The organism is Enterobacter sp. MGH 33 (assembly GCF_000534535.1).
Taxonomy (GTDB): domain Bacteria; phylum Pseudomonadota; class Gammaproteobacteria; order Enterobacterales; family Enterobacteriaceae; genus Enterobacter; species Enterobacter hormaechei_C.
In genome coordinates this window covers 3,289,758-3,308,837 of sequence record NZ_KI973212.1, presented here as the reverse complement: position 1 = coordinate 3,308,837, position 19,080 = coordinate 3,289,758, and the positions used below count along the sequence as shown (strand labels likewise).

Below are 19,080 nucleotides of genomic sequence, written 5' to 3'. Positions count from 1 at the left end.
CGATATATACATGAAACGATCTCCCTTAGCCGGGGCGTGCTTGCTCGCGCTCTCGCTGATGATGGGGAGCGGTGCGGCGTACGCGAAAACGCCGCCCGACCAGCTCATCATCGGCATGAACATGAATAACCTGCTGACTCTCGATCCGGCGGCAATGACCGGTAACGAAGTGGTCGGCATTGTGGTCAATCTCTACGACTCGCTGGTGGAGCTGGACCCGAACGCGCTCACCAACGTCAGGCCCGCGCTGGCGACGTCCTGGAATATTTCGCCGGACCGTAAAACCCTGACCTTTCACCTGCGTGACGACGTTAAATTCCACTCTGGCAACCCGCTGACGGCGGAGGATGTGGTCTGGTCGATGCGCCGTCTGCTGCACCTCAACCTTGCCCAGGCGTCGGTGTGGAAGTCGTATGGATTTTCTAAGCAAAACATCGACAGCCAAATCAGCGCCCCCGATGCCTACACGGTGCAAATTGTTCTGCCTAAGCCTAACGATCCGCAGCTGGTGATCTACTCCCTCGGCGCGCTCGGCAACCTCGGCGTGCTCGACAGCAAAACGGTGCAACAGCACGCGGTGAATAGCGACTGGGGCAACCGCTGGCTTACCACCAACGAAGCGGGTTCCGGCCCGTTTATGCTGGAAACCTGGCAGGCGAAGGACATGCTGCGCATGCAGCGCAACCCGCAATACTGGCGGGAAGAACCCAAAATGAGCCGGGTGGTGCTGCGTCATTTCCAGGAGTCACAAACCCTGCGCCTGATGATTGAGAAAGGCGATCTCGACGTTGCCAGCAACATGGCGGTGGCGGACATTAACGCCCTGCGCAAAGACCCGCAGCTCACCGTCGAAGCCGTGCAGAAAGGCACGGTCTACTACGTGGCGATGAGCATGAAAGAGGTCCATTTCGCTAACCCGAAGGTGCGCGAAGCGGTGCGCTATCTGATTGACTATCAGGGCATCAACAGCGCGCTGATGCCGGGCTACGGCGTGCTGCACCAGCGCCCGATCAAGGCGGGTATGCCGTCCACGCTGCCGGACCCGGGCTATAGGCTCGATATCCCGCGCGCCAGAAAGCTGCTGGCGGAGGCGGGCTACCCGGACGGGTTTGACACCACCCTGCGGGTGCTGGCGGATCAGCCGTTCCTCAATATCGCCATCGCCGTGCAGTCGACGCTGATGCAGGCGGGCATCAACGCCAAAATCATCACCGGCACCGGGAACCAGATTTACGGCGCAATGCGCGAGCGCAAGTTCGACATGCTGGTGGGGCGCGGCGGTAGCGGCGTCGAACCCCATCCGCACTCCAGCCTGCGGGCGTTGGTCTATAACCCGGACAACAGCGATGGAGCCCGTCTGACCAACTTCCAGGGCTGGCGTACCAGCTTCTACGACAAGCCGCTCAACGAAATGATCGACAAGGCCCTGCTGGAGCGCGATCCGGAAAAACAGATCGCCGACTACCAGCAGATCCAGGTCCGCTACGACGCGCTGATCCCGGCGATGATCCCCCTGTCACAGATGGTCGATTCGGTGGTGGTGCGTAACGAGGTGAAGAACTTCCAGTCGCACCCGTCGGCCACCACCTTCCTGCGTGAGGTCTACAAAACCGGAGGTGACAAATGAGTGTGGCAATTCTCGCGCCCGGCTCACGGACCCGGCGCTTCTCAAAGCGGTTAACGCAGGTGGTGGTGACGCTGTTCGGCCTTCTGCTGCTGACCTTTTTCATCGGCCGCGTAATGCCCGTTGATCCGGTGCTGGCGATTGTCGGACCGGATGCCGACCACAGCACCTATCAGCAGGTCTATCACCAGCTGGGATTCGACCGGTCGCTGCTGGCTCAGTTCGGTATTTACCTCAATAACCTGCTGCACGGCGATCTGGGCAATGCCCTGCTGACGGGTAAACCGGTGACTGCCGATATTCTGCGCGTCTTCCCGGCGACGCTCGAGCTGGCGACGATGGCGATTATCGTCGGTGCGGGTCTGGGCATTCCGCTGGGCGTACTGGCGGCGGCGCGGCGCAACAGCGTTTCCGACTACGTGGTGCGCATCATCAGTCTGGCGGGTTATTCCACGCCGATTTTCTGGGTCGGGATGATGGGGCTGCTGCTGTTCTACGCCTGGCTTGGCTGGGTGGGAGGCGCGGGACGTCTGGATCTCGGACTGGAGGGGGTAGTCCCACGCCGCACCGGACTGATGACGGTGGATGCGCTGCTGGCCGGGAACGGCGCGGTGTTCTGGAACGCCATTAACCATCTGGTTTTGCCCGCGTCGCTGCTTGGCTTCCACTCGCTGGCCTACATCAGCCGCATGACCCGCAGCTTTATGCTGGCGCAGCTGTCGCAGGAGTTCATTATCACTGCCCGGGTGAAGGGCTTAACTGAACGTCAGGTGATCTGGAATCACGCGTTTCGCAACATTCTCGTGCAGCTCCTGACGGTAGTGGCGCTGGCCTACGGCTCGCTGCTGGAGGGGGCGGTGCTGATTGAAACCGTCTTCTCCTGGCCGGGCTTCGGTTCGTATCTCACCGGCAGCCTGCTGCTCGGGGATATGAACGCGGTCATGGGCTGCGTGCTGCTGGTGGGGGTCATCTTCGTGATGCTGAACCTGCTCTCCGACATGCTGTATCAACTCTTTGACCCGAGGACGAAATCATGACCGTTTCTCTGGATTCGCCGCTGGGGACCGGGCCATCCGAACGCCGCCAGCGTATCAGACGCACGCTGGGCCGCGCCGCGGGCTTCGTCGGCAAGATGGCGCGCAATCCGCTCACCGCCATCGGCGGCGGGATTATCCTGCTGCTGCTGATTGTGGCGGCGTTTGCCCCGCTGATCGCGCCGTACAACCCGCTGGTGCAGGACCTCAATAACGCGCTGGTCGCCCCGAACGCACTGCACTGGTTCGGCACCGACGAGTTTGGCCGGGACATCTTCAGCCGGCTGGTGTACGGCGCGCGCATCACGCTCTACATCGTGCTGCTGGTCTCCGTGACCGTTGGCCCGCTGGGGCTGCTGCTGGGCGTGACCGCAGGCTACTTCGGCGGCAGGGTGGACGCGGTGCTGATGCGCGTCACCGATATCTTTATCTCCTTCCCGAGCCTGGTGCTGGCGCTGGCGTTTGTCGCGGCGCTCGGGCCGGGGCTGGAGCACGTGGTGATTGCGATTACGCTCACCGCCTGGCCGCCGATTGCCCGTCTGGCGCGCGCCGAAACTCTCTCTCTGCGCCAGGCCGATTTTATCTCCGCCGTGCGGCTTCAGGGTGCTTCCCCGGTGCGCGTACTGTGGCGTCACATCGTCCCGCTGTGCCTGCCGTCAGTGATTATCCGCATCACCATGAACATGGCGGGGATCATTCTCACCGCCGCCGGGCTGGGCTTTCTTGGCCTTGGCGCACAGCCGCCGGAGCCGGAGTGGGGAGCGATGATCTCCAGCGGTCGTACCTACATGATGGAGTGCTGGTGGGTGGTGACTATTCCGGGGCTGGCGATCCTGATCAACAGTCTGGCGTTCAACTTCTTAGGAGATGGCCTGCGTGACATCCTCGATCCTCGTAGCGAATAACCCGATGCTCGACGTGCGCGATCTCCACGTCGATTTTATCAACGGCGACGCGGTCACCCACGCGGTGCGCGGCGTCTCTTTCCAGCTCGGACGCGAAAAGCTGGCGATTGTCGGTGAATCCGGTTCCGGTAAATCCACCGTCGGGCGGGCGCTGCTACGCCTGCATCCGGCCAAAGCGCAGATCCGCGCCGCGCGGATGCAGTTTGGCGATGTCGATTTACAGGCCGTCAGCGAGGCGCAGATGCGCGGCATTCGCGGCAAGCGCATCTCGATGATCATGCAGGACCCGAAATACTCCCTTAACCCGGTGGTGTGCGTGGGCGACCAAATTGCCGAAGCCTGGCTGACCCATCATCCGGGGCGCAAGGCGGAAGCCAAAGCCAGAGTGCTGGAGATGCTCGACGTGGTGCGCATTCGCCAGCCGGAGCGGGTGTATCACCTCTGTCCGCACGAGATTTCCGGCGGGCAGGGGCAACGCATCATGATCGCCATGATGCTGATCGCCGATCCCGAGCTGGTCATTGCCGACGAGCCGACTTCGGCGCTGGACGTGTCGGTGCGTTTGCAGGTGCTGGGCCTGCTCGACGACCTGGTGCAGTCCCGCGGTCTGGGGCTGATCTTTATCAGCCACGACATCAACCTGGTGCGCAGCTTCTGCGACCGGGTGCTGGTGATGTACGCCGGACGGGTGGTGGAGTCGATTGCCGCGAAGGATCTGCACAACGCCAGGCATCCCTACACCCAGGGGCTCATCAGCGCGCTACCGGAAATCAACCATCGCCGACCGACGCTGCCGGTATTACAGCGTCAGGCCAGCTGGCTCACCGAGTAAGGAGCAGAGATGATCGAGATACAACACCTTAACCTGACGTTTGGCGAGGGCGAGAAGCGTAATCAGGTGCTGGACGATGTGAATATCAGCGTGAGGGACGGCGAGATTTACGGCCTGGTGGGGGAGTCCGGTTCGGGCAAAACAACGGTGCTGAAATGCCTTGCCGGGCTGTTTACCCACTGGGAGGGCGAGCTGGCGATTAACGGCAAGCGGCTGGAAAAACGTATCAGCCAGGAACGCTGCCGCCGGGTGCAGATGGTATTTCAGGATCCGTACGGCTCTTTGCATCCGCGTCACACCATCGGCGATATTCTGGAAGAGCCGCTGCACATTCACCGCATAAAAAATCGGGAGCGGCGCGTTCACGCCCTGCTGGATAAAGTTGGGCTTAGCCGGGCGTTTCGCGATCGCTATCCGCACCAGCTTTCCGGCGGGCAGCGCCAGCGCGTGGCGATTGCCAGGGCGCTGATTCTGGAGCCGCAGGTGCTGCTGCTGGATGAACCTACCTCGGCGCTGGACGTCTCGGTGCAGGCGGAAATCCTCAACCTGCTGGCGGAACTTCAGCATGAGTCGAACCTGACCTACCTTATGGTGACCCACGATCTGGGCGTGATTGCCCATCTGTGTCAGAAGGTGGCGGTAATGCAGTATGGCAAAATCCTTGAAAGCCTGACGGTGGACGAACTGGTCGCCGGGCAGGCCAAAACCGACTATACGCGGATGCTGGTCAATGCCTCACAGCAGTATTCCCGCGAGATGGCGCGGGAGGTGGCGGTGTATTAGGTAGCCGGGTGGCGACTACGCGATCGGTCCTGTAGGCCGGGTAAGGCGTAGCCGCCACCCGGCAAACCATCAGCGCAAGAGCTGACAATCCGGCGGTAATCGGCACTGCAACGCGCCCGGAACAACTTCGATGCGGAATTTCTCTCCGCTCAGCGGTTCGCCATCAAGGTTAAAGGTCATGCCGTGTGGGGCGATCACTTCAAACCACGCGGATTTCCCGGCGATAATATTGGGGCTCTCCTCTGGCTGCGTCAGCGTCGTAAACAGCGCGGGCAGCAGCCCGTCGCCAGTAAAAATGCGCAGCTGTAGCTGACCATCATTAATCAGGGCTTCCGGGCAAAGCTGCTGTCCGCCGCCTGCCTGACGTCCGTTGCCGATACCAATCACCAGCGCGTCGCCCTGCCAGTGGAAGTTCTCACCGTGGATTTCACAACTGTCGGGCTTGAGGGTGTCCATGCGCATCAGGCCGTGAATGAGGTACGAGACGCCGCCCAGCGCGGCTTTCAGCTTCTCCGGCGTTTCGCTGGTGATCCGCGTGCCGAAACCGCCCGTTGCCATGTTGATAAAGCAGGTTCTTTCATTCACCTGCGCGATGTCGACGGCGGTCGCTTTCCCGAGGATAGCCAGTTGCAGCGCTTTGCCTAAATCCTCAGGTATGCCGGCGCTGGTGGCAAAATCATTGGCGGTACCGAGCGGTAAAATGCCCATCACCGGGCGATGTGCTGTGTTGAGGTCAATAAGCGCGCCAGCGATCTCGTTGATTGTTCCGTCGCCGCCGCCTGAAATGATGGTCTCAGCGCCTAACCTGATGCCTTCGTCGATATAGCGTGCCGCATCGCCTTTTTCAAAGGTCACCCGCACGTGAATGCGCGCGCCATCTTCACGCAATTCGGTGATCGCCTGGCGCAACAGATCGTTGCCTGCACTTTTGCCATTGAGAATTAATAAACTGTCTGGATAGGATGCCATCCGGGTTGCTCCCTTTTTTAACTATAGAAAGAGTGTATCCCAGAGAAGGAAAAAGCGGGTAAGAACAGGATGAAAGGCAAAAAATAAGCCCGCGTAAGGGAGATTACGCAGGCTAAGGAGGTGGTTCCTGGTACAGCTAGCATTTATGGGTTATGTTTTTCAGCGGGGGGATAATACCCGTATTGAACGAAGCGGTATGTGATCCGATTCTAAGAATTATCCCAGCGTGAAAAAATCCCGTTGATTGACTATTTGCCGTGTGGATTTCGGGTATTTTCACCTTCAAAATTACGCATCAGCAGCGCAAACTCCAGCTCTACCTCTTCAGGAACCGGCAGCCAGACCACATGGCCGTCGCCAGGAGCGACCTCTATCGCCTCACCTTTTTTGTTTTCCAGGTGCTCCAGGCGGAAGTTCATATTGCCCTGAGGCGTCATCAGCTCCAGGCTGTCGCCTTTAGTGAATTTGTTTTTTACGGCGACGGCGGCCAGCGGACCTTTACGTTCGCCGGTGAAGTCGCCTACAAACTGCTGGCGTTCGGAAATCGAGTAGCCATGCTCGTAGTTCTGGTAGTCGTCGTGGGTGTGACGACGCAGGAAACCTTCGGTATAGCCGCGATGCGCCAGACCTTCCAGCGTTTCCAGCAGGCTGGTGTCGAACGGTTTGCCGGCGGCGGCATCGTCGATGGCTTTGCGATACACCTGTGCGGTACGGGCGCAGTAGTAGTAAGACTTGGTGCGGCCTTCGATTTTCAGGGAGTGTACGCCCATCTGGGTTAAACGCTCGACGTGTGCGATGGCGCGCAGATCTTTGGAGTTCATGATGTAGGTGCCATGCTCGTCTTCGAATGCGGTCATGTATTCGCCCGGACGTTTGGCTTCTTCGATCATAAACACGCTGTCGGTAGGCGCGCCGATACCCAGCGTTGGCTCAACGTTGGTGACCGGGATCGGCTCGTGTTTGTGCACGATATTGCCGATGTCATCTTCTTTGCCTTCCTGAACGTTATATTCCCAGCGGCAGGCGTTGGTGCAGGTGCCCTGGTTCGGGTCACGCTTGTTGATGTAGCCAGAGAGCAGGCAGCGGCCGGAGTAGGCCATGCACAGCGCGCCGTGAACGAAGATTTCGATCTCCATATCCGGCACCTGGGTGCGGATCTCTTCGATCTCTTCGAGGGACAGCTCGCGGGACAGAATGACGCGGGTCAGCCCCATCTGTTTCCAGAATTTCACCGTTGCCCAGTTGACGGCGTTAGCCTGCACCGAGAGGTGAATGTCCATCTCCGGGAAGTTCTCCCGAACCAGCATGATTAAACCCGGGTCCGACATGATCAGCGCGTCCGGCCCCATCTCCACGACCGGCTTCAGGTCGCGAATGAACGTTTTCAGCTTGGCGTTGTGCGGCGCGATGTTCACCACCACGTAGAATTTTTTGCCCAGGGCATGCGCTTCATTGATGCCGAGCTGAAGATTCTCGTGGTTGAATTCGTTGTTACGCACGCGCAGCGAGTAGCGCGGCTGGCCCGCGTAAACGGCGTCGGCACCATAGGCGAAAGCGTAACGCATATTTTGCAGCGTTCCCGCCGGGGAAAGGAGTTCCGGTTTAAACATGTTTGTTCTCGTTCTGATGACAGGTCAGATCCGCGTGCACCTGGTGCAGCGGTAAGGGGAGATCCCCCACTTTAAGGGCGGGCATTGTAGCGCTGCGGGGAAGAGAGGTAAAGCTTTGCCCCTCACCCTAACCCTCTCCCCTTTGGGGCTGAGGGTTCCCCACAAAATAATGCCTGCACAGACGGCCCCCTCTCCCTTGAGAGAGAGGGCTGGGGTGAGGGGGGGTATTCAGGCAATCCTGCACGCATCCGCTTCCCAGCGATAACCCACGCCGTACACCGCGCGAATAAACGACTGGTCGGCGTCCAGTGCCTCCAGCTTGCGGCGCAGGTTTTTGATGTGACTGTCGATGGTGCGGTCGGTCACTACGCGGTAATCGTCATACAGATGGTTGAGCAGCTGTTCGCGGGAAAACACTTTTCCCGGCTCGTGGGAGAGCGTTTTCAGCAGGCGGAACTCCGCTGGGGTAAGATCCAATAGTTTGCTGCGCCAGCTCGCCTGGAAGCGGCTTTCATCGACGATCAGCGGGCTTTGCGCATCCAGCACCTGCAATTCACGCTGCGGCTTACAGCGGCGGAGGATGGTTTTCACCCGAGCGACCACCTCCCGCGGGCTGTAAGGCTTGCAGATGTAATCGTCGGCGCCGATTTCGAGCCCCAGCAGACGGTCGATCTCTTCGATTTTGGCCGTCACCATCACGATGGGCACATCGGAGAAACGACGAATTTCCCGGCACAGGGTCAGGCCGTCGGTACCCGGCAGCATCAGATCCAGCAGGATCAGATCCGGCGGCGTCTGGCGCACGTAGGGCAGCACCTGGTCGCCGTGGCTGATAAGCGTTGGCGCGTAACTTGCGGCACGCAAATAGTCGATCAGCAGTTGCCCAAGTTTAGGCTCGTCTTCCACGATCAAAATACGCGGTGTGTTGTCGTCAATCGGTAACTCGGTCATGCTTCCCTCGATAAATCCCGTTCCAGAGGTAACTCTACTGTAATGCTAACCCCGCCAAAAGGCGAATGGGCGGCGCGGATGGTGCCGCCGTGGGCCTCAACAATGTTAACGCAAATCGCCAGCCCAAGGCCGGAACCGCCGCTGGCGCGGTTGCGTGAACCTTCGGTGCGATAGAAGCGCTCGAACAGTTTTTCCAGCTGCGCATCTTTCACGCCAGGGGCGGAGTCCGCAAAGGTCAGGGCAAAGCGCCCGTTTTCCTGCCTGCCGGAGATATGCAGCGCGCCGCCGCCGTCGGTGTAGCGGAGGCTGTTCTCCAGCAGATTATTGAACAGCTGCATCAGGCGATCTCTGTCGCCAAATACCACCGCGCTGTCCGGCAGCGAGAGGTTGATTTTCAGGTCACGGCTGGCGAAGCGCTCGCGGAATGCGCCGGTCACGACTTCAAGGATATTGATCACGTCGACTGGGGCTTTCTGGTAGGCCAGGGCGCCTTCGTCGGACATGGAAAGCTGATGCAGATCGTCCACCAGCTTGGTCAGCGTGCCGACTTCCGCCTGAAGCGAGGCCACGGACTCGGGGGTGAACTGCCGCACGCCGTCCTGAATCGCCTCCAGCTCGCCGCGCAGCACCGCCAGCGGGGTGCGCAACTCGTGCGAAATGTCGGCCATAAAATCGCGGCGCATCTGCTGGTTTTTTTCCAGCGTGCTGGCGAGCTGGTTGAAGTCCTGCGCCAGCTTGCCCAGTTCATCCTGGCTGCGGGTGTCCACGCGGGTCGAGAAATCACCCGCCGCCAGCTTGTGCGTGCCTTCCACCAGGCGCTTAACCGGCGCCAGCAGGCCGCGCGCCAGCGGGAAGGTGGCGAGCGCCGCAAGCAGGGTAGAAAGCGCGACAATCAGCCAGCTGGTCTGACGCTGCTGGCGGTCAAAGTTGATGTCGGTGTTGCGCGTCAGCCGCTCGACCGGCGAGGCGATAACCCAGCCCACCGTGGCGCCGTTCGAAGTAATGGCGCGCTTTGTGCCGTCCGGCGGTACCGGAGAGCGTGGTCCAACGAGCACGCGCATCTCCTGATCAATCACCCAGAACTGGGTGCGCCAGCCGTGCGGCGGCATGCCCGGCCCCGGGCGGTCGTCGTCATTATCGTGCTCCAGCGATCGCAGGATTTGAAACACAAAGCGATCGTTATTGCGCAGAAAACGCCAGTTACCGTGCAGGCTATACTGTTCGCCCAGCGCGTCGCTTAAGCCCTGTAGTCGCTGTTCGTTACCGTGCTTAATGTAGTCAATAAAGCCGCGCTCAAAGCTGACCCGCACCGCCCAGTGCATGGTAATCAGCAGAACGATACAGGTGGCGAAAATCGCCACAAAAAGCTTACCGGTGATCCCCGGACGCCAGAATTTCATGGTGCACTCCTTTTGCCGCGTCGGATCACGACGTTTTTGGTCGTGTCATTCGGTACTCTGACAAAGATAAAAGCGGGCAGGGCGATAATTACCGCCATGCTGAGGTAAGTGTATAAAAATACCTGATGCGCGACGGGGGTGTCGGCGCTGAGATGGTGCTGCCCGTACATGCCGAGCAGCAATCCGGCGACCGTGACCCCCACGCTCATGGAGAGCTGCATGATCATCGACAGCAGGCTGTTACCGCTGCTCGCCAGCTCGTCCGGCAGATCTTTCAGCGTCAGGGTGTTCATCGACGAGAAGCGCATGGAGTTGATGATCCCCTGGCAGAACAGCACCAGCGGCAGGATGTAGTACCAGCCCAGCAGCGCCACGGCCATAAACAGCAGGCAAACCAACGCCAGCCCGATCGTGGCGGTCACCAGCACCCGGCGATAGCCAAAGCGGTTCACCACCTGCACCACAATACGCTTCATCCCCATGCTGCCGAGCACCATCGGGATCATCATCAGCCCGGCGTGGAACGGCGAGAAGCCCATCCCAATCTGTAAAAACACCGGCGTCATAAACGGCAACATGCCGCTGCCGATGCGTCCGGCAAAGCTGCCGAAGAGACCAAGACGGTAGGTGGGATTTCTGAACAGATTCAGGCTGAACAGCGCGTTAGCGTTGCCTCTGGCATGCCACAGATACCAGAGAATCGCGGTGATCCCCAGCGCCACCAGCAGGGCGAGCGACAGGGAGGAGATCCCCAGCCCTTTTTGCCCGTCGAGGGCCAGGGTGAGCGTCGCCATGCCAGCCGCCAGCAGGATAAAGCCAACGAAATCAAAGCGCCGGGTCTGCATTTTATAGTTCGGCATCAGCGTCAGGGTGGCAATCGCGCCGATAATACCGACCGGCAGGTTGATCAGGAAGATCCAGTGCCAGGAGGCATACTCCACCAGAATACCGCCCAGCGCCGGGCCAAGCAGCGGGCCGACCTGACCGGGCAGGGTGACGAAGGTCATCGCCGCCATATACTGCGCGCGCGGAACAATTTTCATCACCGTTAACCGCCCGACGGGCACCATCATCGCGCCGCCGACGCCCTGTAGCACGCGCGCCATCACCAGCTGGTCGAGGGTATTGGCCTGGGCGCAAAACAGCGACCCGGTGGTAAACAGCACAATGGCGGTGAAGAAGATGTTTCGCACACCGACTTTATCCGCCAGCCAGCCGCTGGCGGGCAGCATCACGGCGACCGTCAGCACGTAGGCGACAATCACCATATGCATGTGCAGCGGGCTCTCCCCCAGGCTTTTCGCCATCGAGGGGAGGGCGGTGTTCACGATGGTCGTGTCCAGCGACTGCATAAAGAAGCCGAACGCGACGATCCACAATTGCCAGCGAACATTACTGGGTAGGTCGGTCATTTACTCGGTCACCGTGGTTCTCTTTTTACGCGAAAAACGCAGCCGCAGTCGGTCAAAGAACAGATAGACTACCGGCGTGGTGTAGAGCGTCAGCAGCTGGCTCATCACCAGGCCGCCGACAATCGTGATCCCCAGCGGCTGGCGCAGTTCAGAGCCGTCACCACCGGATATGACCAGCGGTAGCGCACCGAACAGCGCGGCCAGCGTGGTCATCATGATCGGGCGAAAACGCAGCAGACAGGCCTGGAATATCGCCTCGTCCGGCGTCAGGTTGCCGTTACGCTGGGCGTCCAGGGCAAAGTCGACCATCATAATCGCGTTTTTCTTCACAATACCTATTAATAGCATGATCCCGATGAGCGCGATTAGGCTGAACGGGGCACCGAACAGCTCCAGCGCCAGCAGCGCCCCCACGCCCGCAGAGGGAAGCGTGGAGAGAATGGTCAACGGGTGCACATAGCTTTCGTACAGCACGCCCAGCACGATATAAACCGTGGCAATAGCCGCCAGAATCAAAATGACCTGCGAGTTCATGGTGTCCTGGAACACCTGCGCCGTACCGGCAAAGCTGCCGCGCACGGAGGAGGGCACCCCGAGCTGGGTCATGGCGCGGTTGATGGCGTCGCTGGCCTCAGACAGCGACGAGCCGGTTGGCAGGTTAAACGACACGGTCGAGGCGGCGGAAAGCCCCTGGTGGTTCACCGACAGCGGCGCGTTCGACGGCTGCCAGCTGGCGAAGTACGACAGCGGGATCGCCTTGCCGTCATTATTGATCACAAACATCTTGTCCAGCGCGCTGATGTCCTGGGTGTAGCGCGGATCAACTTCCATCACCACCTTGTACTGGTTCATCGGCTGATAGATGGTGGAGACTTCACGCTGCCCGAAGGCGTTGTTAAGCAGGCTGTTGGCCGCTTCAACGTTAATGCCCAGGCGGGACATGGTTTCGCGATCGTAGGTGAGCGCCATCTCGGCGCCGTTATTCTGGCTGTCGGAGTTCACGTCCGCCAGCTGCGGCAGCGCGGCCAGCGCTTTACGGATCTTCGGCTCCCATTCGCGCAGGGCGGCTAAGTCATCCGAGAGCAGGGTGTACTGATAGCTGGCGTTAGCCTGTCGTCCGCCGACGCGAATATCCTGAACGGCCATCAAAAACAGATTTGCCCCCGGCTCTTTGGCAAGCTTCAGCCGCAGGCGGTCAATGATCTGCTGCGCCGTTTCGTGACGTTCACCGCGCGGCTTAAGGGTAATAAACATCATCCCGCTGTTAACGCGTGAGCCGCCGGTAAAGCCGGTGACGTTATCCACGGCCGGATCTTCCCGGATGATTTTCATAAAGTCTTGCAGTTTGCCCCGCATCGCCTGGAACGAAATACTCTGGTCCGCCTGAATACCGCCCATCAGCACGCCGGTATCCTGCTCCGGGAAGAAGGTTTTCGGGATGGTGATATACATCCAGACGTTGAGCACAATGGTGCCGATCAGCACCAGCCCGACAAGACGCGTGTGGTTCAGCACCCATTTCAGCGATTTGCCATAGCCTGACTGCATCGCCATCAGGACGCGGCCAAAGCCTTTCCTGCGCGGCTGCGAGTGAGGTTGGCTGCGCTTTAGCATCCAGCCGCACATCATCGGCGTCAGCGTCAGCGAAATCACCAGGGAGATACCGATGGCGACGGAAAGCGTGACGGCAAATTCGCGCAGCAGTCGCCCCGGCAGGCCGCCCATCAGCAGCAGCGGCAGGAACACCGCCACCAGCGACAGGCTCATGGACAGGACCGTGAAGCCCACTTCGCGCGTCCCCTGAAGCGCCGCCTGGAGCGGCTTCATGCCCGCTTCCAGATGGCGCGAGATATTCTCCAGCACCACGATGGCGTCATCCACTACAAACCCGGTGGCAATCGTCAGCGCCATCAGCGACAGGTTGTTAAGACTAAACCCACACAGGTACATGGCGGCAAAGGTGCCTATCAGCGATACCGGAACCGCCACCGCCGGGATCAGCGTGGCGCGCCCCGAGCGCAGGAACAGGAACACCACCAGGATCACCAGCGCGACGGAGATGATCAGCGTTTGCTCTACCTCCTCAAGCGAGGCGCGGATGGTAGGGGAGCGGTCCTGCGCAATCTGGAGGTCGATGGCCGCCGGAATCGTTTCCTGAAGCTCCGGCAGGCGCGCGCGGATGCTGTTCACCGTCTGGATGATGTTGGCTTCCGGCAGTTTGCGGATCATCAGCAAAATCGCCGGTTTGGCGTTGGTCATCCCGGCGTTACGCACGTCCTGCACCGAATCGGTGACGCTGGCGACGTCGCTCAGGCGCACCGCCGCACCGTTGTTGTAGTGAATAATCAACGGCTGATACTCGGCGGCGGTTTTCAGCTCATCGTTGGTCTGGATCTGCCAGCGGTGGCTGTTGTCCTCAATCGCGCCCTGCGGCTTACGCACGTTGGCGTTGCTGATGGCGGAACGCACGTCGTCCAGCGACACGCCCTGGTTAAACAGCGCCTGCGGATTCAGCCCCACGCGCACAGCGGGCAGAGAGCTGCCGCCGACGTCCACGTCGCCCACGCCGTCAATCTGGGCGATGGTTTGCGCCAGCTGGGTGGAGGCAAAATCGTACAGCTCGCCCTGGGAGTAGGTCTCTGACGTGAGCGTCAGGATCATGATCGGCGCGTCGGACGGGTTAGCCTTGCGGTAGGTTGGACGGCTCGGCATGCCGCTTGGCAGCAGGCTTTGGGCGGCGTTTATCGCGGCCTGCACGTCACGCGCCGCGCCGTTGATGTCCCGGTCGAAGTTAAATTCCAGAATGATGCGCGTGCTGCCCAGCGAACTGCTGGAGGTCATCTCGTTAACCCCGGCAATTCGCCCAAGCGAGCGCTCAAGCGGCGTCGCCACCGATGACGCCATGGTCTCCGGCGAGGCACCCGGCAGCGAGGCGCTGACCATGATCACCGGGAAATCGACCTGCGGCAGCGGGGCCACCGGCAGCAGCCGGAAGCCCAGCACGCCGCACAGGGTAATAGCGACGGAGAGTAAAATCGTCGCCACCGGACGGTAAATGAAGAGGGCGAAAAACTTCACTTACGCCTCCTCTTCACGTTTCGGGAAGCGGCTTTTCGTCCACAGGGCCAGACGGTCAAACAGCAGGTAGATAACCGGCGTGGTAAACAGCGTCAGCACCTGGCTCACCAGCAGGCCGCCCACCATCCCGATGCCCAGCGGACGGCGCAGTTCGGCCCCCACGCCGGTGCTCAGCATCAGCGGCAGCGCGCCCAGCAGGGCGGCGAGGGTGGTCATCAGGATCGGACGAAAACGCAGCAGACAGGCCTGGTAAATGGCCTCGCGCGGCGCCATACCCTGCTCGCGCTCGGCGGCCAGCGCAAAGTCGATCATCATGATGGCGTTTTTCTTCACGATGCCGATAAGCAGGATGATGCCGATGATCGCAATGACGTCCAGCTCGCTCCCCGCTAGCATCAGCGCCAGCAGCGCCCCCACGCCCGCCGTCGGCAGTGTGGAGAGGATGGTGATCGGGTGGATAAAGCTTTCATACAGCACGCCAAGCACGATATACATCGCCACCACCGCCGCGACAATCAGCCAGACGGTGCTGCCCAGCGCGGCCTGGAACGCCAGCGTACTGCCCTGGAACTGGGTCTGAATATCGGACGGGAAGCTGAGTTCTTTCTCCGCGCCCAGAATGGCCTCCACCGCTTCGCCCAGGGAATAGCCGTCCGGCACGTTGAAGGAAATGGTGGTGGACGGGAACTGATCGAGATGGTTAATCGACAGCGGGGTGTGACGCTCTTCCACGCTGGCAATGGCGCTGAGCGGCACAATCCCGCTGTCTTTGCTGGTCAGGCGCACCGTGTCCAGCGCGGCCAGCCCGGGCGTGTTCTCGGTGTTATGTTCCAGCACCACGCGATACTGGTTGGCCTGGGTATAGATGGTGGAGATCAGGCGCTGGCCAAAGGCGTTATACAGGGCGTTATCCACGTCGGACATGGTAATGCCCAGACGGCTGGCGGTGTCGCGGTTGACGTTCACGTACGCCGCCAGCCCTTTATCCTGCCAGTCGCTGCTGACGTCAGAAACCTGCGGCAGTGCTTTCAGCTTGTCCACCAGCTGCGGCACCCAGGTGCTCAGTGCCTCAAGCGAGGTGGCCTGGAGCGTAAACTGGTACTGCGTGCGGCTCACCTGCGTATCAATGGTTAAATCCTGGATCGGTTGCAGATACAGCTCAATGCCCGGCACGCGCGCCACCGCGCTTTGCAGGCGTTCAATCACCGCGTTAACGCGATCGTCGCGGTCATCGAGCGGTTTAAGGTTAATTTGCAGGCGCGCGCTGTTGAGCGACGGGTTGGTGCCGTCCACGCCCACGTAGGCAGTCAGGCTTTCCACCGCCGGATCTTTCATGATGATCTCAGACACCTGCTGCTGGCGCTGCGCCATGTTGGCGAAGGAGACCGTCTGCGGCGCCTGAAGCGTGCCCTGAATAATGCCGTTGTCCTGAATCGGGAAGAAGCCTTTCGGAATGAAAATCCACAGCATGACGCTGAGCGCCAGGGTGCCGAGCGCCACGCCGAGCGTTGCCCACGGATGGTTCAGCACTTTCGCCAGCACGCGGCCGTAGGCGGCGATAATGCGCTCGAACATCCGCTCGGAGGCGCGCGAGAAGCGGTTTTGCTTGCGCAAGGACTCGTGGCTCAGCATGCGGGCGCACATCATCGGCGTCAGCGTCAGCGACACCACGGCAGAGATCAGAATGGCGACCGCCAGCGTCACGGCAAACTCGCGGAACAGCCGCCCGACGATATCGCCCATAAACAGCAGCGGGATCAGCACCGCAATCAGCGAGAAGGTGAGTGAGATAATGGTAAAGCCAATCTCCCCCGCGCCCTTCAGCGCGGCGGCTAACGGCTTTTCACCTTTTTCGATATAGCGCGAGATGTTCTCGATTACCACGATGGCGTCGTCCACCACAAACCCGGTGGCGATGGTGAGCGCCATCAGCGTCAGGTTGTTAATCGAGAAGTCGAGGAACACCATCACCGCGAACGTTCCGACCAGCGAGAGCGGCACGGCGACGGCGGGAATGATGGTTGCCGGGACGTTGCGCAGGAACAGGTAGATGATCATCACCACCAGCGCAATCGCCAGCATCAGCTCGAACTGGGTGTCGGTCACTGACGCGCGAATATTCGTGGTGCGGTCAGAGAGCACTTTCACGCTGACCGATTTTGGCAGGCTTTCCACCAGCTGCGGCAGCATGGTGCGAATGCTGTCGGCGGTATCAATAATGTTCGCGCCCGGCTGGCGCTGAACGTTCATGACAATCGCCTGCTGCTTATTGGCCCACGCCCCGAGCCAGCTGTTTTCCGCGCCTTGTTCAACGGTTGCCACGTCGCCCAAACGGATCGGCGCGCCGTTCTGGTAGGCAATGATCAGCTGACGGTACTCATCGGCGGACTGCATCTGGTCGTTGGCGGAGAGCGTGACCGCGCGGGTCGGGCCGTCCAGCGAACCCTTCGCTGAGTTGACGTTGGCGCTGCTGATGGCGGTGCGAATGGTTTCGCTGGTTAACCCCAGCGCGGCAATGGCCTGGGCATTCAGTTTGACGCGCACGGCGGGGCGTTGACCGCCCGCCAGCGTCACCAGCCCCACGCCGGTCACCTGCGAAATCTTCTGCGCCACGCGGGTTTCAACCATGTCTTCCACTTGGGTCATCGGCATGGCGGAGGAGGTGACGGCAAGGGTCATGATCGGCGGATCCGCCGGGTTGACCTTGCTGTAAACAGGTGGATTCGGCAGGTCAGACGGCAGCAGGTTTGTGGCGGCGTTAATCGCGGCCTGCACCTCCTGCTCAGCGACGTCCAGCGACAGCGTGAGCTGGAACTGAAGCGTGACGACCGAAGCGCCACCGGAGCTCTGGGAGGACATTTGCTTCAGGCCAGACATCTGGCCAAACTGACGCTCCAGCGGGGCGGTGATGGCGGACGTCACCACATCCGGACTGGCGCCCGGATAGAGGGTGACAACCTGAATGGTCGGGTAGTCCACTTCCGGCAGCGCCGACACGGGCAGAAAACGGTAGCCAATGAACCCGGCCAGCAGGATCGCCACCATCAGCAGGGTCGTCGCAACCGGACGTAAGATAAACAGGCGTGATGGCCCACCTGTAGAGCTCGGCGGCATCACCTGCATCAGGCTTTTGCTCCTGTATCCTGCGCTTCCACCACCTCGACCTGCGCCCCTTCGGTCAGACGGTCAATACCGTCGGTCACGACGCGGTCGCCAGCGGACAGCCCGGCGCTGATCACCACCGTCTGGCTGTCCTGGATGCCGGTTTTCACCAGGTGTTTGCTGACCTTGTTTTCGCTGTTCAGCACCCAGACAAAGTTGCCTTCACTGCCCATTTGCAGGGCCGCCGTCGGGATCACTACCGCGTTTTCTTCGGTCGCGACCAGCATTCGCGCGTTGACGAACTGATTCGGGAACAGCGCATCGTCCTGATTGTTGAAGCGTGCTTTTAGCTTAATGGTGCCGGTGGTGGTGTCGATCTGGTTATCCAGGCTCAACAGCGAACCTTCGCTCAGCTTCTGCTTGTTGGTGCGATCCCAGGCTTCAACCACCAGCGCTTTTCCGGCCTTCTGCGCCTGTATCACCGTCGCAATGTCGCTTTCCGGCAGGGTAAAAACGAGATCGATAGGATGCGTCTGGGTGATCACCACGATGCCCGTGGTATCGCCGCTGGAGATTTGGTTGCCGATATCAACCTGTTTCAGGCCTACGCGGCCGTCAATCGGCGCGGTGATCCGGCTCCAGTCGAGCTGGAGCTGGGCGCTGGCGACCGCGGCTTCGTCGGCCTTGATGGTGCCCTGAGATTCACTGACCAGAGACTGCTGGGTGTCCAGCTCCTGGCGCGACACGAGGTTGGTTTTTACCAGCTGCTGATAGCGGGCTAAATCGCGGCGGGCATTGGCGAGGGTGGCTTTGTCTTTCGCGAGCTGCCCCTGCGCCTGCGCCAGGGCAACCTTAAACTGGCTTGGATCGATTTCCGCCAGCAGATCGCCGGCTTTTACCTGCTGACCTTCCTGGAAATGGATGGCCATCAACTGACCGTCCACGCGGCTACGTACCGTCACGGTGTTGGCGGCGGTGATGGTTCCCAGCCCGGAGAGATAACGAGGCACCGTTTTATTCACCGCCGTTGCCGCCTGCACCGGTGCCAGCGCACCGCCGCGCATAGCGTGGCGCCCGCCGCCCGTTGAGCGTTGTGAGGGGCTATTAGCGCCAGCAGGTGCCGTGGAGTTCGCGGACTGGCTGTGCCAATACCAGGCGGCGGCCAGGACCACCACAATCAGACCAACGGCGATTGCCCAGCGGGATTTGTTACTGCCTTTCATCGTTATACGTTCTCATCCTGAAACTCTTTCGGGGAATGATACTAGTTTAGTCAGCTAACACAGCGAAAAAATGGAGGAAATATGGAAGACTGTCGGGAATTGTCTGAGTGTGGCGCAGCGGTTTCGCCTTCGCCGGGTGGCGCTGCGCTTACCCGGC

General features: G+C 60.5%; 13 protein-coding genes. 5 read left to right on the top strand and 8 right to left on the bottom strand.

Features of this window, described 5'->3' with window-relative positions:
• Window positions 1-10: 10 nt before the first annotated feature.
• Genes L379_RS08610 through L379_RS08630 form a run of 5 tightly spaced genes read left to right on the top strand, consistent with a single transcriptional unit; the run spans window position 11 to window position 5,178 of the window.
• Entirely contained in the window at window positions 11-1,627 is a 1,617-nt protein-coding gene (locus L379_RS08610; protein WP_032654223.1) for an ABC transporter substrate-binding protein, read from the top strand.
• Complete coding sequence (locus L379_RS08615; protein WP_017693076.1) at window positions 1,624-2,661, top strand: ABC transporter permease; 1,038 nt, start codon at window positions 1,624-1,626, stop codon at window positions 2,659-2,661. Before L379_RS08610 ends, L379_RS08615 begins: the two co-directional genes overlap by 4 nt.
• Window positions 2,658-3,563, top strand: a complete 906-nt coding sequence (locus L379_RS08620; protein ID WP_015572358.1) for an ABC transporter permease — start codon at window positions 2,658-2,660, stop codon at window positions 3,561-3,563. The genes L379_RS08615 and L379_RS08620 overlap by 4 nt, the downstream gene beginning before the upstream one ends.
• On the top strand, window positions 3,535-4,395 hold the full coding sequence (locus tag L379_RS08625; RefSeq protein WP_032104614.1) for an ABC transporter ATP-binding protein: 861 nt from the start codon (window positions 3,535-3,537) through the stop codon (window positions 4,393-4,395). The genes L379_RS08620 and L379_RS08625 overlap by 29 nt, the downstream gene beginning before the upstream one ends.
• Before the next feature lie 9 nt (window positions 4,396-4,404).
• Window positions 4,405-5,178 carry an ABC transporter ATP-binding protein gene (locus L379_RS08630; RefSeq protein WP_032654220.1) on the top strand — a complete coding sequence of 258 codons (774 nt, stop codon included), beginning with the start codon at window positions 4,405-4,407 and terminating at the stop codon, window positions 5,176-5,178.
• A 69-nt stretch (window positions 5,179-5,247) separates the two neighbouring features.
• Here L379_RS08630 and yegS read toward each other — a convergent pair whose 3' ends face one another.
• The 8 genes from yegS to L379_RS08670 form a co-directional block, all read right to left on the bottom strand.
• Window positions 5,248-6,147 (bottom strand): lipid kinase YegS, encoded by a 900-nt coding sequence (yegS, locus tag L379_RS08635; RefSeq protein WP_015572360.1) that lies wholly within the window; start codon window positions 6,145-6,147, stop codon window positions 5,248-5,250.
• 248 nt (window positions 6,148-6,395) lie between these two features.
• Window positions 6,396-7,757 carry a prephenate-dependent tRNA uridine(34) hydroxylase TrhP gene (gene yegQ, locus L379_RS08640; RefSeq protein WP_017383261.1) on the bottom strand — a complete coding sequence of 454 codons (1,362 nt, stop codon included), beginning with the start codon at window positions 7,755-7,757 and terminating at the stop codon, window positions 6,396-6,398.
• Between the two features lie 228 nt (window positions 7,758-7,985).
• Complete coding sequence (gene baeR, locus L379_RS08645; protein ID WP_015572364.1) at window positions 7,986-8,708, bottom strand: envelope stress response regulator BaeR; 723 nt, start codon at window positions 8,706-8,708, stop codon at window positions 7,986-7,988.
• A complete protein-coding gene (gene baeS / locus L379_RS08650; RefSeq protein WP_015572365.1) occupies window positions 8,705-10,108 on the bottom strand; it encodes an envelope stress sensor histidine kinase BaeS in 1,404 nt (467 codons plus the stop codon). The genes baeR and baeS overlap by 4 nt, the downstream gene beginning before the upstream one ends.
• A complete protein-coding gene (locus L379_RS08655; RefSeq protein ID WP_015572366.1) occupies window positions 10,105-11,520 on the bottom strand; it encodes an MFS transporter in 1,416 nt (471 codons plus the stop codon). The genes baeS and L379_RS08655 overlap by 4 nt, the downstream gene beginning before the upstream one ends.
• Window positions 11,521-14,598: a multidrug efflux RND transporter permease subunit MdtC gene (gene mdtC / locus L379_RS08660; RefSeq protein WP_017693079.1), complete on the bottom strand. Its 3,078-nt coding sequence runs from the start codon at window positions 14,596-14,598 to the stop codon at window positions 11,521-11,523. It lies immediately after the preceding gene.
• Entirely contained in the window at window positions 14,599-17,721 is a 3,123-nt protein-coding gene (locus L379_RS08665) for an MdtB/MuxB family multidrug efflux RND transporter permease subunit (protein WP_032654218.1), read from the bottom strand.
• Window positions 17,721-18,923 carry an MdtA/MuxA family multidrug efflux RND transporter periplasmic adaptor subunit gene (locus tag L379_RS08670; protein WP_032654214.1) on the bottom strand — a complete coding sequence of 401 codons (1,203 nt, stop codon included), beginning with the start codon at window positions 18,921-18,923 and terminating at the stop codon, window positions 17,721-17,723. The genes L379_RS08665 and L379_RS08670 overlap by 1 nt, the downstream gene beginning before the upstream one ends.
• Window positions 18,924-19,080 lie beyond the last annotated feature (157 nt).